The following is a 16,278-nucleotide window of genomic DNA, read 5'->3' on the forward strand; positions in this document are numbered from 1 at the left end:
CGCAGGATATTCAATACTATTTTTATGGTCGTATTGGCTCCTGATTGGGTGGTGCTCATTGTTGCGCGCCCCAAATGACAAAAAACCTTCATGATTAATATTTATCATGGTCCAAACCCGGACGCAAACCCTGTCCTTTTAATCTATGCATCCACATGGTACATGCAATGCGTCCGTCATATCTCGGAAAGATCCAGCTACGCTGGTGCGATGCCTGCCATACGCCCGTGCTCGGGGAGCAGTGCGCCTGCGGGGAAAAAACCCACGCGGTTTCCATCACCCCGCCTGGCGATGCACGCCCGGCCTTTGCGTCAGACGTCGCACTCGTCAACAGTATCTTCATCGATTACTTCGGCGTCCCCCTCATCCCTGAGGGGCACCTCGCCGTCCTCAACAAGGTCCCCGATCCTGACAGGATGGAGGAGGTGGTCCTGGGCGGCACGGTTGTTGCGGCCATCAGGTACATGCCCGACGAGGGCTTCTGGGAACCCCTGCCGCGGCCGTCCGCGTGCCGGTACATGAAACCGACGAAGCGCTACGTCGTCGTCGACGACGGCGCCGTGGCGTCGATCCGGGAGGGCGGGTCGAGTCTGCTTGCGCCGGGCCTTGTGGAGATCGAGGACTCGGTCAGGACGGGCGACGAGGTCTTCCTCCTCTCGCGGAGCGGCGAGTGCATCGGCGTCGGCCGCGCGCGGGTCGATGCGGCCGAAGCGCGCACGATGGAGAGGGGCGCGGTGGTGCGGACCCGGAAGATCGGGGATGCCGACGCCGTGCCCGGCGAGGCCAGCTGGGACGACGCCGTGAGGGCGAATACCCGTATTCTCGATGCTTATGAGGGGGCGGCGCTCGACTTCATCAGGAGGGTGCGGGAGAGTCATGCCCATCTCCCGGCGAATGTCTCGTATTCGGGCGGCAAGGACAGCCTTGTCACCCTCATCCTGGTGCTGAAGGCGATCGGCAAGGTGCCGGCCCTCTATGCCGACACGGGCCTGGAGTTCCCTGAGACCGAGGAGAATGTCGCCACCGTCGCCGAGCGCTACGGCGTGGAGGTGGTGCGGGCCGAGACAGGCGAGGCCTTCTGGAAGAACTTCGAGGTCGAGGGACCGCCGGCGGTCAATGCCCGCTGGTGCTGCCGCGTCGCAAAACTCGAACCTGTGTCCAGGGTGATCGACGAGCGGTGGGGCGAGTCACTCTCTTTTATCGGCCAGAGGAAGTACGAGTCTCTCAACCGGAAGAACAGCCCGAGGGTCTGGCGGAACAGGATTGTCGGGAACCAGGTCTCCGCAGCCCCGATCCAGCACTGGACGGCGATGCATGTCTGGCTCTATCTCTTCAAGGAGCACGCCCCCTACAATGTGCTCTACGAGAGGGGGCTCGACCGGATCGGCTGCTTTATGTGCCCGTCGAGCGACCGTGCACTGCTGGTGCGGATAAAGGCGGCCTACCCGGACCTCTGGCAGGGGTGGACGGAGAGGCTCGACGCCTGGGGCGCCGCACACGGCATGCCCGCAGACTGGGCGGCAGAAGACCTGTGGCGGAAGAGGGAGTCTGGCGGCGATGAAGACGATAGTTATAATTGATTACGGGCTTGGCAACCTCCGGAGCGTCAGGAAGGGGCTGGAGAAGGCGGGTGCGTCGCCGGTGATCTCGGCGGACCCCGACCAGATCGCCGCGGCGGACGGCATCGTCCTGCCGGGCGTCGGCGCCTTCAGGGACGGCATGGAGATGCTCGGCCCGATCGAGGGGACGGTCCGCGAGGCGGCGAGGGAGGTGCCGGTCCTCGGCATCTGCCTCGGCATGCAGATGCTGATGGAGAGTTCGGAGGAGGGCGGCCTCTCCGCCGGCCTCGGCATGATCCCCGGCCCTGTCCGCCGCTTCCCCCGGACGCCCGGCATGAAGGTGCCCCACATGGGCTGGAACACTCTCTCGATCCGATCCGGCGAACCCCTCTTCGAGGGCGTGCCTGACGGGTCGTATGTCTACTTCGTCCACTCGTACTATGCGGAGGCGGCGCCCGAGCACACGATGACGACGACCGACTACATCTGCCCCTTCTCGTCGTCGGTGCGGAAGGGCAATGTCTTTGGCGTCCAGTTCCACCCGGAGAAGAGCGGGGACGTGGGGCTGAGGATTCTCGGGAATTTTATCGGGATGGTGTGAGGGCCTCTATGACCGGAGAGAGGGTGCAGGGAAGGGACCTGATGCTACTCACAGAAAAACGCAGGGTCTTACGAGAAGACGGCCTTTCTCCCTCTGAAAAAAAGAGTCTGCGGGCCTCCATGGAGGAGAACCGCGAAGCCCTCATCCTCATGGCCCGACGATAGTCCGGTCACTCTCTTTTCCGGTGTGGCACGACAATCAGGAATGTACTGAGTGGTCTCTTTTCCATCGACCACACAGGCTATGAACTCTATATTATTATTTGCAGAATGTACGCTTCAATAAGAGAGATTCAATCATTTTAGTTATTATTACAATTGTGCGACCAGAATTATTTGGTTTTGAATTTATTAAAAGAAAAAGAAAGGTTAATTTGTACTTATTGAGGTTCAATCTTAAAAATTTCGTCGATATGCCAGTAATCTATGATTGTTTCAATTTGTTCATCGATCTTTCTGTTAGGTGAAGATACGATCAATCTGGGATATCTGCTTCCGGTGTCCACTCCATCATCCACGAAATATACTCCCGCTACTCTTTCTGGTTGGAATATATCATAATTTTCAATTTTATTGAACCAACGTCCATGAAATGCTTGCTTCCCTAAATAGTGATATTCTCCATACACCGTCGGATCATAATATTCCCATTCATCTCCTATTTTTATTTCCGCCCAAGCATGATTTCCGGGTGGGTTTTTCAGAATCGCAACTACAACTCTTGTTTCATACCCTGATCGATTCGCCACATCTGCAAAGAGATGAGCAAGTTCACCACACGCTCCGAATCGGTAATATGCGATCCATGCTGGATCATTTGCATAGGGATTATTCATCGGCCGGATCTTTCCTGTTGATTCATAGACCCATCTCCCGATTGGCGGATCCATGATCTTTATTGAGAGATTGTTCTCTCGGCTTTTTTCCCAGTATATTTCGGTGAAATTTTCTGTTTCCCATGCAGCAATGGCGTCGAGTTTTTCTGAGGTATCTGAAATATTTCGAACTCTGGCGACAATCTGCTCAATTTCCTGTTCCCCGTGGGGTTGTATTGTCGTTTTGTATATGACTGAAAAATATTCATCAAGGGCAAGAGAAGTCTGAACTGAAGTTAAGATGGTACAAAAAACAGCAATTAAGAAAAAGACACCTAAAAATCCGAAGAATTTCATAATATTTTCGTCCTTCTTTTTCTGAGAGCGTTCTGGGGTTTTTGACGCTCTCATATGTTCCGCCTCTCATCAGTCTCGTCAAAAAGAGGTGAAGTCTGTTTTGAAAAACATACTATACTGTTTTTTACAGGATCGATACCTTTCAGGGGGCCAGACATAGCAGTCAGAAAAGCAATGGCAATTATTATTCGATAAATATTCTTATTGTAGTCTGGTTGATTTTTTCATTAACCTTTGAACATGGAATTGAGGATCCCATTAGTATAGGCTACAGTTTCCCGCCTCTTGTTCTATCCTCCCCGACATTCCCCCTCAGGAGATGGGCGAGCATCCCCTTCGGGTGAAGGCGGCATCCCCTTCGGGTGAAGGCGGCATCCCCCACCCGGCACCTGTCGATGCCTCCTCGAAGATCTATGAGATCTTCTCATGCTCTCTGTCGCTCGCACACTCCTCCGGGACAGTGAGCAAGATAGAGATACTCAGGCAGGCGGCGTACGTACCTGATGATCTCTCACACTGTCAAAGCGCACATCAAAAAAAGAAATGAAGGATAATTCGATCCTTCACACCCTGCTCTTTCTCCGCCGATAGTACGTGAAGTACAGATACACCTCATAGACGAGGAGTACAAGGAGCACCGTGCTCCCGCCGAGGAAGAAGGCGAGGACCGAGGTGTCGACCCCACCAAGGAAGCCCTCCCCTCCTGCTTTGGGTGCGGCCCCGAGAGGGGCACCCTCGTTGAACGCCACCATCCGCGGCATGGGTTCGGGCGCCGGCGGCATGAGCATCGGCATCACCACCGCTGCAATGACCGTCGCGAAGACGACGACCCCGAAGAGGGAGGCGTACTTCAGGAGGATCGACCTGATGTCTTTCACCTGCGGGGCGACGATGAGGAGAGTGTCGGTGAGGCCGTAGACCTTCATCTCACGCCCCTTCGAACTCCACTTCGTCCTGACGATCTTGATCAGGCCCGCGTCGGCCAGGTTCTCGATATGGTATTTGAGGGTGGTGATGGGGATGGAGAGGTGGTCAGCGATCTCGGCGGCGCTGAGCGGCCCCTCCTTCAGGTCGGAGAGAATATCGTTCGCCGTCTGACTCGCCATCGCCTTCGCGATCTTCTTCGCCCGCTCGTCGCCGGGCTCCAGCACCACAACCTCTTCCGTCATTGTCAGCTATGCAGTTTCGCTTCGATCAGGGACCGGCCGAGAGTAAGTGCCTCGCCGATCTTTCCGGCCTCGGGACCGCTGCCCTGAGCAAGCTGGGGCTTTCCGCCGCCCTTGCCGCCGAGGGCCGCACAGACATCCCTGATGACCTCGATTGCATTCAGTTCGGGAACCGGGGACGCCATCACGGCATGCACACGCTCGTTCCCGCCGACAAGGAGTGCGACCTCGCCGTTCTCCGCGAGCCTTGATGCCAGCGCCACCAGTTCCTGCGGCGGCAAATCGACCTGCTTCACCACGATACGGTGGCCCTCGATCTCCTCCGCCTCAAGCTGCTGCGCCTCCAGGTCCACGACCTTCTGCTGCAGCCTCTCGATATCCTTCCTCTGCTCCTTCCACTCGGTAAAGAAGCGGGTCACGCTGGTGGGCAGGTTCTCCTGCTGGACGCTGAGGATCTCGGCAGACTGGGCGATGAGCTCCTTCACGTGCTGCATCGCGTAGATCGCCGCAATACCCGCGGAGAACTCCAGCCTCTCGATACCGTCCTGGATGTGCTCGACCCGCAGGATCGCGATCGGCCCGACCTCGCCGGTGGAGCGGCAGTGCGTGCCTGCACAGGCCTCCACATCTCCGGCCACCTGGACGACCCGGATCAACTTGCCCGGCGGGACACCGCCCTGGTACAGGCCGAAGCCGTACTTCTGCTCGGCACGCGTCCTGTCCTCCCAGGTGATATAGACCGGGGCATTCTCCATCACGATCTGGTTCGCACGGACCTCGATCCTCTTCAGTTCTTCGGGGGTGATATGCTTGAAGTGCCTGATATCGACCCTCGATGTATCGATCCCCTTCTGGGCGCCAGCCTGGTGGATATGGGCGCCGAGCACCTCCTTGGTGGCGTGGAGGATGATGTGGGTCGCGGTGTGGTGGCGCATCAGCGTCCAGCGCCGCTCCTCGTCGACGATACCCTTGACGCGGTCGCCGCGCTTGAGGATGCCGCCCTGCACCTTGTGGAGGATCACCTCGCCGAGCTTGATCGTCTCCTCCACCCTCACCATGTTCTCCACTGTGACGAGGGTGCCGGTGTCGAAGGGCTGACCGCCGCCTTCCGGATAGAAGAGGGTCTGGTCGAGGACCGCATAGCCGTCGAAGTAGTCGATGACCATTGCCTCGAACTCGACGTCGGCAGGCTGATCATAGTAGAGCTTCTTCGTCGCCGGGAGACCGGCGACACGCTCGCGGTACTTTGCCAGCGGGTCGGCTTCCTTCTCCACATGGTTCTCCGAGTGGAGGTCGGCGATCTGCGAGTAGAAGTTGTCCGGGATCTCGACGACCGCGCCTTCCTGTGCAGCGATCTCCTTCACCATCTCGGGTGGGATGCCGTGCGAGTCGTACAGGGTGACGACCTCCTGCAGGGGGATCCGCTCGCTCTTCTTCTTGTAGGTGCGGGCAATCCTCTGGACGATACGTGCGCCGCGGGCGAGGGTCGCCGCGTATTTCTCCACCTCGCGGTCCAGGATATCGCGGACGACCTTGACGTCCTGCTGGAAGGCGTCAAGCCCGACGATCTTCATCTGCATCTCGACAAGGTCGGCGAGGCTGCCCTTGAGTTCGAGGTCTGCCATCATCCTGAGGGTGCGGCGGATCACGAGCCTGACAAGATAGCCCTCGCGGACATTCGAGGGGACGATGCAGTCGCCGAGCATATAGGCGAGGCAGCGGGTGTGGTCGGCGATCGCGTAGATCTTCTCGATCGGCGTGATCATCTTGTCCAGCTTGTCCAGGGGGACATCGATCGTGGCGGCGACCTTCTTTCTGAGCTGATAGAGGTTCGGGCCGCTGATGTCCATCAGGCCGGCAAACTTTGCGTTGAGGCTGAGGATCTTCGTGAACTCCTTGTTGTCGAGGAGGTGTTCGAGGCCTGCCGCGTGCATCAGGTGGCTCACCATCTCCGGGAAGACGGCATCGTACACCGTCGGCGACCCCTTCGAGGCCCAGGTGATCCTCTCAAGGCCGTAGCCGGTGTCCACGATCCGCATCTTCATCGGATAGTAGGGCTCGCCCTCCAGCATGACCGGTTCCTGCTCGTTTTTCTCCCGTGTCAGGCTCATGAAGACAAGGGTTGCGACTTCGAGGCCGCCGATGAGCACCTCGACGGATGCGCCGGCATTGCCGCCGCCGATCCAGGGGTTTTCCTTGAAGGTGATCTTTTTCAGGTCGGCACCGATCGAGGCGAAGAACTGGTCGCAGAACTCGACCGCCCTGTCCTTCCAGTAGATGTCTTCGGTCGGCGAGTTGAAGGCATGGTGCGCCATCATCTCGAAGAGGGTCAGGTGCCGACCGGACCTGCCGACAGAATCGAGGTCGTTGAGCCTGATGCAGGGCTGCGAGATCGTCAGCGGGTTTGCCGGAGGGGGCACGAGGCCGCTCGTCACGAAGGGCTGGAAGTCTGCGATCGAGGCGATGGTCAGGTAGATGTCGTCACGCCAGCGGGCGACGACAGGGTAGCGCTCGATACGCGTGTGGCCATGCCGCTCGAAAAACGAAAGGAATGCCTCCCTCATCTCGTCCAGGGAATGCGGCTGAAAAACCGGGTTGCCGATAAAGGCATACGGCTCGCAGGGTGCATCCCCGCAGGTCTCCCGGGACGGGTCTCTGGTCCAGAACGCCGACCCGCACTTGGTGCAGACTTTCCGCACGAAGCCCTGGGATTTAAAATATTCAAGCTGATACTCTTCTTCGAGCATTCAAAACCACGTCTTATTACTTATTATTCGGTAATGGATGATTATATTGTTTATCGTGTTCACCGGATCATCTTCCATCGATCGATGTACCAACCGTCTTTTTCCTGATATGACCCTGCTGCTATGGCGATCCGCACGGCAAGGATGTGCCAGCAGCACCGCCCCCGGTAGATGAAGTCCTTGCAGGTGCAGAAGTCGTCCTCGACGATGTACTCGTCCGAACAACCGGTGACGATGAAGAAGTCGTTGTACTTCCACACCAGGCCGCCGTCGGCTGCCGCGAGCGCTTTTTCCCCCCGGTTCCTGTAGGACCGGCAGATCCGCTCTCTGACCTGCGGTGTCAGGCCGCCCGCGTCTCTGATCTCCTCCCAGATCTCTTTCATGGGAGGGTCGTGACCTGCGGCCGATCATCGATGTACTGCCAGCCCTCCCTTTCCGCGAGTGCCTGCATGCCCGGGGCCTCCAGTGCGTAGTGAGTCGACTCGATGCAGGGGATCGGCGACGACCGCGCCACATGGTGCTTCAGTTCTGCCGAGAGAAAGGCCTCTGCACCGAGGCCGACGGCCTCATCGATGAGGGCGGGGTCAAAGCCGCTCCCGCCGACGACCGCGAGGGTGGCGGGGTCGCGTGTGTCGCCGTACACCCTGACGTTTCCGCCGATTTGGGTGGCCATCTCCCTGAGGGTGCGGGTGCAGGTGCCGACGCGTCCGAGCGACATCGGCCGCACCTCCTCAAGGCCGAGGATGCGGGCGAGGGTGTCGTTCACTCCGCCGGCGGCACGGTCGAAGTTGGTGTGCATCACATAGAGGCCGATCTCGTGCGCCAGCAGGGGCCGCAGGACGCCGGTGGTCGTGCCGCGAACGGCAGTCACCGGTTCCCAGATGGGAGTGTGGTGGACGACGAGCATGCCGGCACCGGCACGGGCGGCGGCCTCCGCCACCGCGGGCGTTGCGTCGAGGGCGCAACAGACCGTCCCGACGTCCTTCCTCCCTTCGACTATGAGGCCGATCCGCCCTTCGTCGAATTCTTCAGCAAGTTCCGGCGGCGCGATTCGTTCCAGGTGCGCAACCAGGTCTGCACTATCCATATACACAGATCTGTCTCCGGCATAATCAAGGCACTTATTATCTGGAGTAATAAGAAAGACCTATAAATATGCACATTTAATAGGGAGATATGGAGAAGTCGATCGAAGAGATCAATACACGAATACGCGACGGCAATGCCCGCGTCGTCACGGCAGAGGAGATGCCGGACATTGTCGCGGAACTCGGCGAGGAAGGGGCCCTCAAGGAGGTGGACGTCGTCACGACCGGGACCTTCGGGGCAATGTGCTCCTCCGGTGCCTTCCTCAACTTCGGCCACACCGACCCCCCGATCAGGATGGAGAGAGTCTGGCTCAACGACGTCGAGGCATATGGGGGCGTTGCCGCCGTCGACGCTTATCTCGGGGCGACCCAGCAGTCCACCACGCAGGGCGATACGTACGGCGGTGCGCACGTGATCGAGGACCTGATCTCCGGCAGGTCTGTCGAACTCCGTGCGATCTCCCGCGGGACAGACTGCTACCCGCGCCGGACGGTGACCTCCACCCTCCTCCTCGAAGACTTCAACGATGCCGTGATGGTCAACCCGCGGAACGCCTACCAGAACTACAATGCGGCGACGAACTCCACCGACCGCACCCTCCACACCTATATGGGCCTCCTCCTCCCGAACAGCGGGAATGTCTCCTATTCCGGGGCAGGGGCGCTCTCCCCCCTCGCCAACGACCCCCACTATCATCGGATCGGGAGCGGCGTCCCCATCTTCCTTGGCGGGGCAGAGGGTATGATCGTCGGGCAGGGCACGCAGTCCTCCCCCGCGACCGGTTTTGCGACCCTGATGACGACCGGCGACCTGAAGCAGATGAGCCCCGACTTTATCAGGGCGGCGACGTACCAGGGCTACGGCGTCACGATGTACGTCGGCGTCGGCGTCCCCCTGCCTGTCACTGACCTTGAGGTCGTCAGGAGCACGGCCGTACGGGATGAGGACCTGATGACGACCATTGTCGACTACGGCGTGCCGCACCGCGACCGTCCGGCCATCAGGCGTGTCAGTTATGCCGAACTGAAGAGCGGGAAGGTCGAGATCAATGGCGAAGAGGTGAAGACCTCCTCCCTTTCGAGTTACAAGAAGGCCCGCGAGGTCGCGGAGACCCTGCGCGGCTGGGTGGAGCAGGGCTCGATTGAACTCGCCCTCCCGACCAGGCACTTCAATGCCGCAAAGAGGACGCACCCCATGAGGGAGACGAAGGTGGTCCCGATGGTGCGCGAGGTGATGGACCCGGAGGTCGTCTGCATCACCGAGGACGAACCGATTATTGCGGCGGCGACGAGGCTTCTCCGGGGCGAGACGAATCACCTGCCCGTCCTCGACACGGACGGTTTCCTCGTCGGGATCGTCACGACCTACGACGTCACCAAGGCTGTCGCACGGCCGGACGACCGTCTCCTTGTCAGGGACATCATGACCCGGAAGGTTGTCAGGACGACGCCCGACGAGGCGGTGGACATCGCCGCCCAGAAATTGAACAGGAACAATATCAGCGCCCTGCCGGTGGTCGATCCCGCAAACAGGGTCATCGGCATGCTCACCGCGCTTGACCTCGGCAAACTCCTCGGCGGGAGGTGGCAGTAACCATGAAGTTGATGGTCTCATTTTCTAAAAAGAAAGTCCGCGAACCGATCATCGCCCGGGTGGTCAAGGACACCGGCGTCCTGATCAATGTCGAGCGGGCACGGATCGAACCGGGCGAGGGCGAGGTGCTCATCGACGTCCCGAACGGTTCTGCAGACGAAGTCAGCCAGAAGATGCGCGACATGGGAGCGACGGTGCGGGTGCTCGAAGACGCCATCCACCACAACGAGACAGAGTGCGTGGACTGCGGGGCGTGCATCAGCATCTGCCCGCAGGACGTCTTCTCCTTCGACGACGACTGGAACCTCGTCCTCGACCAGAAGCGCTGCGTTCTCTGCGGCCGGTGCCTCCAGGCGTGCCCGCACGGGGCGCTCTCTCTGTTGAGATGAGCGGCCCTCTGGGGCAGATACTATTCCTTTTTTTGCGATCCTTTTGAACCAGGCATGATCCCCGGGTTCAAGCATACCGCATGAAAAGTGTTCTGAGGAGGTCTGCCGACTGTTCGATGATGGCAGATGTCTTCAGGTTGCAGGGCTAATCCTTCCTCAGTCCGGTCCTATTTTCGAGGAACGACTGAAAGGAGTCGAGAAACCGGAGGTTTCGAGTTCCGTGGGCAACGAGAATACCATCAGGTCTTCGAGCAGTCCTCCGAGGACTGTAGGGGGAAGCAGGGGATCGGCATACCCCTGCGTCACCCCGGTACGGCCCCTGACTCCTGCGTTGTCCCGTCATCCACGTTCCTGCTTGCGGTCCCGAGGATCTCCGCGGCGGCAGGGGTGAGCAGGTACCTCGTTTTTCTCCCCTCATGGTACGACTCGACGATGCCATCAGCGATGAGACGTTTCATGTGCCAGGATATGGTCGGACTTGCGGTGCCGGTCGCCGCCATCAGGTCGTGGTGCGAGAGGTCGTCGTCTCGGGAGAGGAGGTCGAGGATCACGCGGGCGTTTTCAGTGTGGAGGTAGGTGAGGAGGGCCGCCTCCATTCTGCCGTAGTCTTTGTTCCTGGCATAGTAGTACCTGGACCCGTGATAGGAGCGGCAGACGATCATACCGTGGAGGTTCAGGAGTCCGAGGTGGTAGCGTGCCGTCCCGTCATTCAGTCCTGTCTTTTCTCGAAGAGTGGAAAGGGATATTCCCGGATTGTCTCGGATCAGTTCATAGAGTTCACGTCTTCCTTTATGGTCGAGGATGGTCTGCCTGGTGACCCGGCGAAACCCGAGGCATGAGATGACAACGAGGGAGTAGAGGATCTCCGCCGGGAGGATGAGCGCCGGTGAGAGAAAGAGGGCCAGTTCAATGATCATCATTCTGGGTGACTCTTCGAAGAAAGAGATCTCGTCGAAGTCATGATACTCCTGGTCGGAGATATCATAGGCCGGGGTGACGGTGTACCCTCCGAGGGCGGTGACCGGAGGTGCCGTCAGGATACTGGAGAGGATGAGGATGAGAAAAAGGGGGCGCTTATCCATGAGATAGTGGGGGGAAGGCGATGGAATAAAATCACCGATTTAGATCCAGCCGAATGTGTAGTCTTCCTTTCCAGACACCTTCTCTCCGTAGACGACAAATTCCCACGTCCCGGCTTCGATGCAGGGACTTTTGCTGATGGTGATGTGTATCCGGCCGTCGATTGCGCCGTCGTCGGCGTCATGGAATGTTCCTATAGCGCTTGTCGGGGCGGAGATTGTCAGGAAGAGTGAGTTTGCGGAATTCCCCCAGTTCAGATCGATGTTCATCTGTGATGTACCGGACGGGACGGTATGTGAGTATCGATCTCTTTCTCCCTGACTGATGGTGGCATCGTTTCTCTGGAGTTCCACAAGTCCTCTGTTCTCATCTGCCGCCGGTGCAATGGTGTATCCATCCAGTTCTGCGATCGTACCCTGTGCTGCGCCGAACGGCGTCAGGACCGCCGCAATGATCAGGGCCATACAGACTATCCTGGAGATCTTCATAAGCAGGAAATGATACGGAGGTCATGATAACATTTCTGTCAGGATCGTCGATCTGTCAGACTCTGAATGATTATGATACTGGGAGGATGGTAAAGAGAAAGGCAGTGGGTCTGCGCTCACCCGGAGGCATCTCCAGTGAAACGGAAGGGAGGCATGGAAATTTCTATTGGGTCTCTTTTTTTGGCTTTGTAGAAATCCTCCGGAGAATTATCTCTGTGGGGGGCTAACCGCTCGAAAACCTTCGGTTTTCTCACGGTCTCTATCGCTCCCTCCCCCCGAACTCCCCGCATTAGATTAGAACGGGGATGGTAACTCCCCTTCGTGATCGTTGATTTCGCCTTCCCCGCCCCATCGCAATTCTAGGGACGACCGGAGGGAGGCGAGAAACCAGAGGTTTCGCTGTCCGGGGGCAACGAGCGTAGCGAGTTCGAGAAAGCCGGAGGCTTTCGAGGTACGAACAGAGTGAGTTAGAGAAGGTCGAAGACCTTCGAGGAGCCCCCAGCGCGAAGATGGAGAAAGGCGTTGAGTCACGTTCGTACCCAGAGTGAGGGATTCTACAGAGCCCTTTTTTTGTGTTTACGCTATGTCCAGGGTATTATCGGACAGATCGACGATCGTGACAGATTCCTTTTATAAAAGATGGGCGAATGTCTGCTCGTGGATGCCTGAAAAGGTGTCCCGCGAGAGGTCAGGCATGTTAGTTCTGCATGCAGCCCGGCCCCTCGTGTACCCGGAGGCGATCGGGTTGTTGGATGTCATCAGGGATAGCCATTGCGGTCTGTTTGTCTCTGGGAAAATGTATTAGAGGTAGAAAAAATGAAAAGAAAAAGATTTTCTGAAATCGGCGTCCTGATCCTGACGCTGATACTTGCAGGACTTGTGGCTGCTCCTGTAACAGCAACAGAGACAACCAAGTTACTCCCTGTCCCCTATTATGAGCAGGAGACAAATTACTATTGTGGTCCAGGTGTTTCCCAGATGTGGATAGATTACCACGACGGTTACGTCTCCCAAGACACGTTATACAGCTATATCCAGTCTCACAATCAGGAGGGGGCGCCTTTATGGTGCACTGATCCATACGGCCTCGCGTGTTGCATAGCGAATTATGTTGACAACCTTGTCACTGAGGACCACAAGTGGAGTTTTTTTGACGCTGCAAACATAGGAGTTGCAATCGATCTGGTCAATAGAGACATTCCCTCTGCAGTACTGATAAATTCGGGTGCTCACTGGGTTTTGGTGAAAGGAGTCTCATATGACGAATCCGCCGGGCGAGTGAATGAGGTAAACGGTTTGTGGGTTCACGACCCTTGGCAAAACGATGCCAATCATTACTATTCCATAGACGACTGGGACAGTGTATATACACGAGTCGAGACGCCTTCACAAAGTAGCAGTTGGGATAACTACTGGGTTACTGTTCAGGGATACTGGGAAAGCAAGGGAGCTCCAGATTATGTAGCCGCTGCCCGAAACATTACTCTGATGTCAGACGAGAAGGATGACATCCTTCTGACCAAGGATATCGACCTCGCCGCATTTGCCCAGGATCAAATGAACAAACTCGGTATATTCCAGGACGAACTGGCCGGTGCGGTTCCAGGCAAACCGGTTTTCATACACTCGCTTGACAAGAACCGGCACGATTACTACCTTATACCTTTTGAAAAGGAAGGGTACATCTCCGTAATTGCACAGGTCTCCATCAAGGGTAACACGGCAGACTTCAGTAGTGCATATTCCTATTACTCAACAAAAACGCAGGATGTTATCCGCCTGACTCTTGAGGAAGCGAGAATGGTCCTTTCGACGAATGGCTATAATGAGAACTGGAATGCTCAACTTGTCTGGAAACCCTGCGAGCAGACTCAGTCTCTAACCTGTCCTTTATGGGAGTTCAGCTCGGATGACGGAAAAAGTATTTACGTCGGCTATAATCCATTCGATGAAAAAATACATATCTACGATGAGCTGACCGAAAAGACGTTGAGTGGTTAACATGAACATACTGACAATATCCTCTTCCCTTATTCCAGGAGAGAACTCCTACTTTTTTTGTTTTCTGATAGAAGATGACTTCAGGAGGGAACATCTCTCATGGTCAACCGAGTAATCGCCGGCACTATCATTCTGGCATTCCTGCTGGTGATCGTTGCGATATCCTATATCTGCCTGTCGAGTTTCGGTGCAGAGAAATTACCTGAGCAGACTGCCCTCAACATCTCAGAGAACAAAACTGCGGCCAAAAGCATAACCCTGATGCCGGACGAGGAGGATGACATTCCTCTGACCGAGAGCACAGATCTCGCTGCATTTGCCCAGGATCAAATGAACAAACTCGGTATATTCCAGGAAGAACTGGCCGGTGCGGTTCCAGGCAAACCGGTTTTCATACACTCGCTTGACAAGAACCGGCACGACTATTATTTGATTCCATTTGAGAAGGACGGATATATATCCGTCATCGCGCAGGTCTCCATCAAGGACGATGTTGCAGACTTCAGCAGTGCTTATCCGCCCTTTTTCAAGACGCAGGACGTCGTGCGGCCAACACTGGAGGAGGTAAAAGAGGTTCTCTCGGAGAACGGCTATGAAGGGAACTGGAGCGCACGGCTTGTCTGGAAACCCTGTGAACAAACACAGTCCCCCACCTGTCCTGTGTGGGAACTTAGTCAGGACGACGAAAAAAATATCTTCGTCGGCTATTATCCATTCGACAAAAAGATACACATCTACGATGAACTGACGGAAAAAACGGTCATGGGATAATAACACAAAATCGTATTTTGCGAGGGAATTATGACCGACAAAGAGTGTCTTCTGGCCTTGTAGAACTGGGCACGATTCGAGAGCACGTCTCAGGAACATCACATAAAATATTTATCATGACATATCCTCATGCTCCGGTCAATGCATCTTCCAGATCCCATAAAGGAAAAGCGCAGGTTCTTTCTCTTCCTCATCATTGAGTTCGGCGGATGACCGCCCACAGACAGTGACGACCTTCTACCCATTGCACATCGAAGATGGGCGTGAACAGGATATCTAAGATATCCTGTATTTTTGATCTCACTTCTTTCTGACAGCAGAAACCTTCGGTTCCTCGACTCCCTTCGGTCGTCCACACATGCGATTGGCCTTGGGAAGAGTTATCCCGGCATTCCGATGATGGAGATTGCCGTATCATCGCCAAGCCTCGTGCGGAGTTCGGAGGGCAAAAGTCCCCCGGCACAAGCACGTCGGAAAAGGATTTCAACAGAGCCAGATTTTTTAGATAGTTCAGTCCCCTTTTGCGTGACGGCAGCGGAGGGCAGGGCATGTGACCCTTTCGACGCGTAGACGATCGTCACAGAACAGATATATAAAACAAAGAGGATATTCTGGGCCATGGATGCCTGAACAGGTACCTCCCGGGAGACCCTATCATGAAAACATTCATCTTTGCTCTCATAGCCCTCGTCGCCCTTCTCGCCGTCGTCGTCTTGAGCGGCCTCCTGCCGTCATCGTCCGGAGGATCGCCGGCCCCGCCCTCCCCCGCGGGCGTGCCGACGCCGACACCCGAGGTGACGGCGACACCGGGGATAGACGCGCAGGAAGCGAAAAATGAGGCGGAAAAAGTCGCCCTCGAGATCTTCCCGGAGACGAAGATCGACCGGACGACCGTCGAACTCACCGGCGATGGAGACTACTTCCTCTACGAATGCGTGGTCTGGACAGAGGACGAAAAAAAGATCCAGGTGTGGATCGATCCGGCGACCGGCGACCGGCGACCTCCGTGAGTTTTCTGCAGGATCAAGGATGATGGGACGGCCTGCCGAACCTCTCGTTTCGATGGCCGATGCGCGGGAGACCGCACGGGCGTACGTCGATGAAAAATCAGGCGGTGCTGACCTGGAACGGACCTCGGAACATTATAACACCTTCTCCAGCGCCCTGACCGGGACAGTGGCCGGCAGGTATTCGTTCAACTATGCCCGCCTGATCAGGGGCGTCCCATGCCTCAGCGATGGCTTTCACATCTCTGTCGACGCGGTGACGGGCAAGGTCTGCGGGTACTCGAAATGGTGGAAGACCGACGAAGACCTCTGCACCGCCGAAACGGCCCCGTCTGTCTCAGGGGACGATGCGAAGGACGCCGTCCGGGCGTACCTGAAGGAGACATGGGGCGACCTGCCCGGCCTTGACGTCCATACGGCCGACCTCATGTGGTACGACTCGCCTTCCTTCATGAAAATCAGAGGCACAGACCCGATCCCACTTGTATGGGAGGTGTGTTTCGACGACGACCACTACCGCTCTCTCACGTACCCCGGCGACGCCAATGCATTTGTCGACGCCCACACCGGCGAGGTGCTTCTCTGCTCCTACCATCCCGATGCGGCCTGAGGTGAG

General features: G+C 57.0%; 16 protein-coding genes. 9 read left to right on the plus strand and 7 right to left on the minus strand.

Going from position 1 to position 16,278, the window contains the following annotated elements:
* Positions 1-167: 167 nt before the first annotated feature.
* From MEFOE_RS08000 to MEFOE_RS14000, 3 genes are read left to right on the plus strand one after another with little or no spacing between them, the layout of a single operon-like run.
* Positions 168-1,580 carry a phosphoadenosine phosphosulfate reductase domain-containing protein gene (locus MEFOE_RS08000; RefSeq protein WP_067050762.1) on the plus strand — a complete coding sequence of 471 codons (1,413 nt, stop codon included), beginning with the start codon at positions 168-170 and terminating at the stop codon, positions 1,578-1,580.
* Positions 1,558-2,160, plus strand: a complete 603-nt coding sequence (hisH, locus tag MEFOE_RS08005) for an imidazole glycerol phosphate synthase subunit HisH (RefSeq protein ID WP_067050765.1) — start codon at positions 1,558-1,560, stop codon at positions 2,158-2,160. The genes MEFOE_RS08000 and hisH overlap by 23 nt, the downstream gene beginning before the upstream one ends.
* Positions 2,161-2,168: 8 nt before the next feature.
* On the plus strand, positions 2,169-2,324 hold the full coding sequence (locus MEFOE_RS14000) for a hypothetical protein (protein WP_160329515.1): 156 nt from the start codon (positions 2,169-2,171) through the stop codon (positions 2,322-2,324).
* 215 nt (positions 2,325-2,539) lie between these two features.
* On the opposite strand, the gene MEFOE_RS13380 is transcribed toward MEFOE_RS14000, so the two are convergent.
* From MEFOE_RS13380 to MEFOE_RS08030, 5 genes are all read right to left on the minus strand, one after another.
* On the minus strand, positions 2,540-3,385 hold the full coding sequence (locus MEFOE_RS13380; protein WP_083523389.1) for a transglutaminase domain-containing protein: 846 nt from the start codon (positions 3,383-3,385) through the stop codon (positions 2,540-2,542).
* Positions 3,386-3,894: 509 nt separating this feature from the next.
* Entirely contained in the window at positions 3,895-4,500 is a 606-nt protein-coding gene (locus MEFOE_RS08015; protein ID WP_067050772.1) for an ArsR/SmtB family transcription factor, read from the minus strand.
* A gap of 2 nt (positions 4,501-4,502) precedes the next feature.
* Positions 4,503-7,244 (minus strand): alanine--tRNA ligase, encoded by a 2,742-nt coding sequence (gene alaS, locus MEFOE_RS08020; RefSeq protein WP_067050775.1) that lies wholly within the window; start codon positions 7,242-7,244, stop codon positions 4,503-4,505.
* A gap of 59 nt (positions 7,245-7,303) precedes the next feature.
* Positions 7,304-7,627 carry an SWIM zinc finger family protein gene (locus tag MEFOE_RS08025; RefSeq protein WP_067050778.1) on the minus strand — a complete coding sequence of 108 codons (324 nt, stop codon included), beginning with the start codon at positions 7,625-7,627 and terminating at the stop codon, positions 7,304-7,306.
* Positions 7,624-8,331 carry a Nif3-like dinuclear metal center hexameric protein gene (locus MEFOE_RS08030; RefSeq protein WP_067050781.1) on the minus strand — a complete coding sequence of 236 codons (708 nt, stop codon included), beginning with the start codon at positions 8,329-8,331 and terminating at the stop codon, positions 7,624-7,626. Before MEFOE_RS08030 ends, MEFOE_RS08025 begins: the two co-directional genes overlap by 4 nt.
* Positions 8,332-8,420: 89 nt before the next feature.
* Here MEFOE_RS08030 and MEFOE_RS08035 point away from each other — a divergent pair, with 89 nt between their 5' ends.
* Together MEFOE_RS08035 and MEFOE_RS08040 are read left to right on the plus strand one after the other, a co-directional pair.
* Positions 8,421-9,926, plus strand: a complete 1,506-nt coding sequence (locus tag MEFOE_RS08035; protein ID WP_067050784.1) for a homocysteine biosynthesis protein — start codon at positions 8,421-8,423, stop codon at positions 9,924-9,926.
* 2 nt (positions 9,927-9,928) lie between these two features.
* The gene (locus tag MEFOE_RS08040) at positions 9,929-10,315 is read left to right on the plus strand and encodes a 4Fe-4S binding protein (protein ID WP_067050787.1); all 387 of its coding nucleotides are present in this window, start codon (positions 9,929-9,931) and stop codon (positions 10,313-10,315) included.
* A 302-nt stretch (positions 10,316-10,617) separates the two neighbouring features.
* Here MEFOE_RS08040 and MEFOE_RS08045 read toward each other — a convergent pair whose 3' ends face one another.
* A complete protein-coding gene (locus tag MEFOE_RS08045; RefSeq protein ID WP_067050790.1) occupies positions 10,618-11,397 on the minus strand; it encodes a winged helix-turn-helix transcriptional regulator in 780 nt (259 codons plus the stop codon).
* Positions 11,398-11,436: 39 nt separating this feature from the next.
* A complete protein-coding gene (locus MEFOE_RS08050; RefSeq protein ID WP_153015906.1) occupies positions 11,437-11,859 on the minus strand; it encodes a pre-peptidase C-terminal domain-containing protein in 423 nt (140 codons plus the stop codon).
* Between the two features lie 840 nt (positions 11,860-12,699).
* Between MEFOE_RS08050 and MEFOE_RS08055 the strand changes: the two genes are divergently transcribed.
* The 4 genes from MEFOE_RS08055 (at position 12,700) to MEFOE_RS08070 (ending at position 16,272) form a co-directional block, all read left to right on the plus strand.
* Positions 12,700-13,884 (plus strand): C39 family peptidase, encoded by a 1,185-nt coding sequence (locus MEFOE_RS08055; RefSeq protein ID WP_153015907.1) that lies wholly within the window; start codon positions 12,700-12,702, stop codon positions 13,882-13,884.
* A 99-nt stretch (positions 13,885-13,983) separates the two neighbouring features.
* Positions 13,984-14,655, plus strand: a complete 672-nt coding sequence (locus tag MEFOE_RS08060; protein ID WP_067050799.1) for a hypothetical protein — start codon at positions 13,984-13,986, stop codon at positions 14,653-14,655.
* A 656-nt stretch (positions 14,656-15,311) separates the two neighbouring features.
* Positions 15,312-15,665: a PepSY domain-containing protein gene (locus MEFOE_RS08065; RefSeq protein WP_067050802.1), complete on the plus strand. Its 354-nt coding sequence runs from the start codon at positions 15,312-15,314 to the stop codon at positions 15,663-15,665.
* A gap of 19 nt (positions 15,666-15,684) precedes the next feature.
* A complete protein-coding gene (locus MEFOE_RS08070; RefSeq protein ID WP_067050804.1) occupies positions 15,685-16,272 on the plus strand; it encodes a hypothetical protein in 588 nt (195 codons plus the stop codon).
* Positions 16,273-16,278 lie beyond the last annotated feature (6 nt).

The sequence above is a fragment of the Methanofollis ethanolicus genome, assembly GCF_001571385.1.
Taxonomy (GTDB): Archaea; Halobacteriota; Methanomicrobia; order Methanomicrobiales; family Methanofollaceae; genus Methanofollis; species Methanofollis ethanolicus.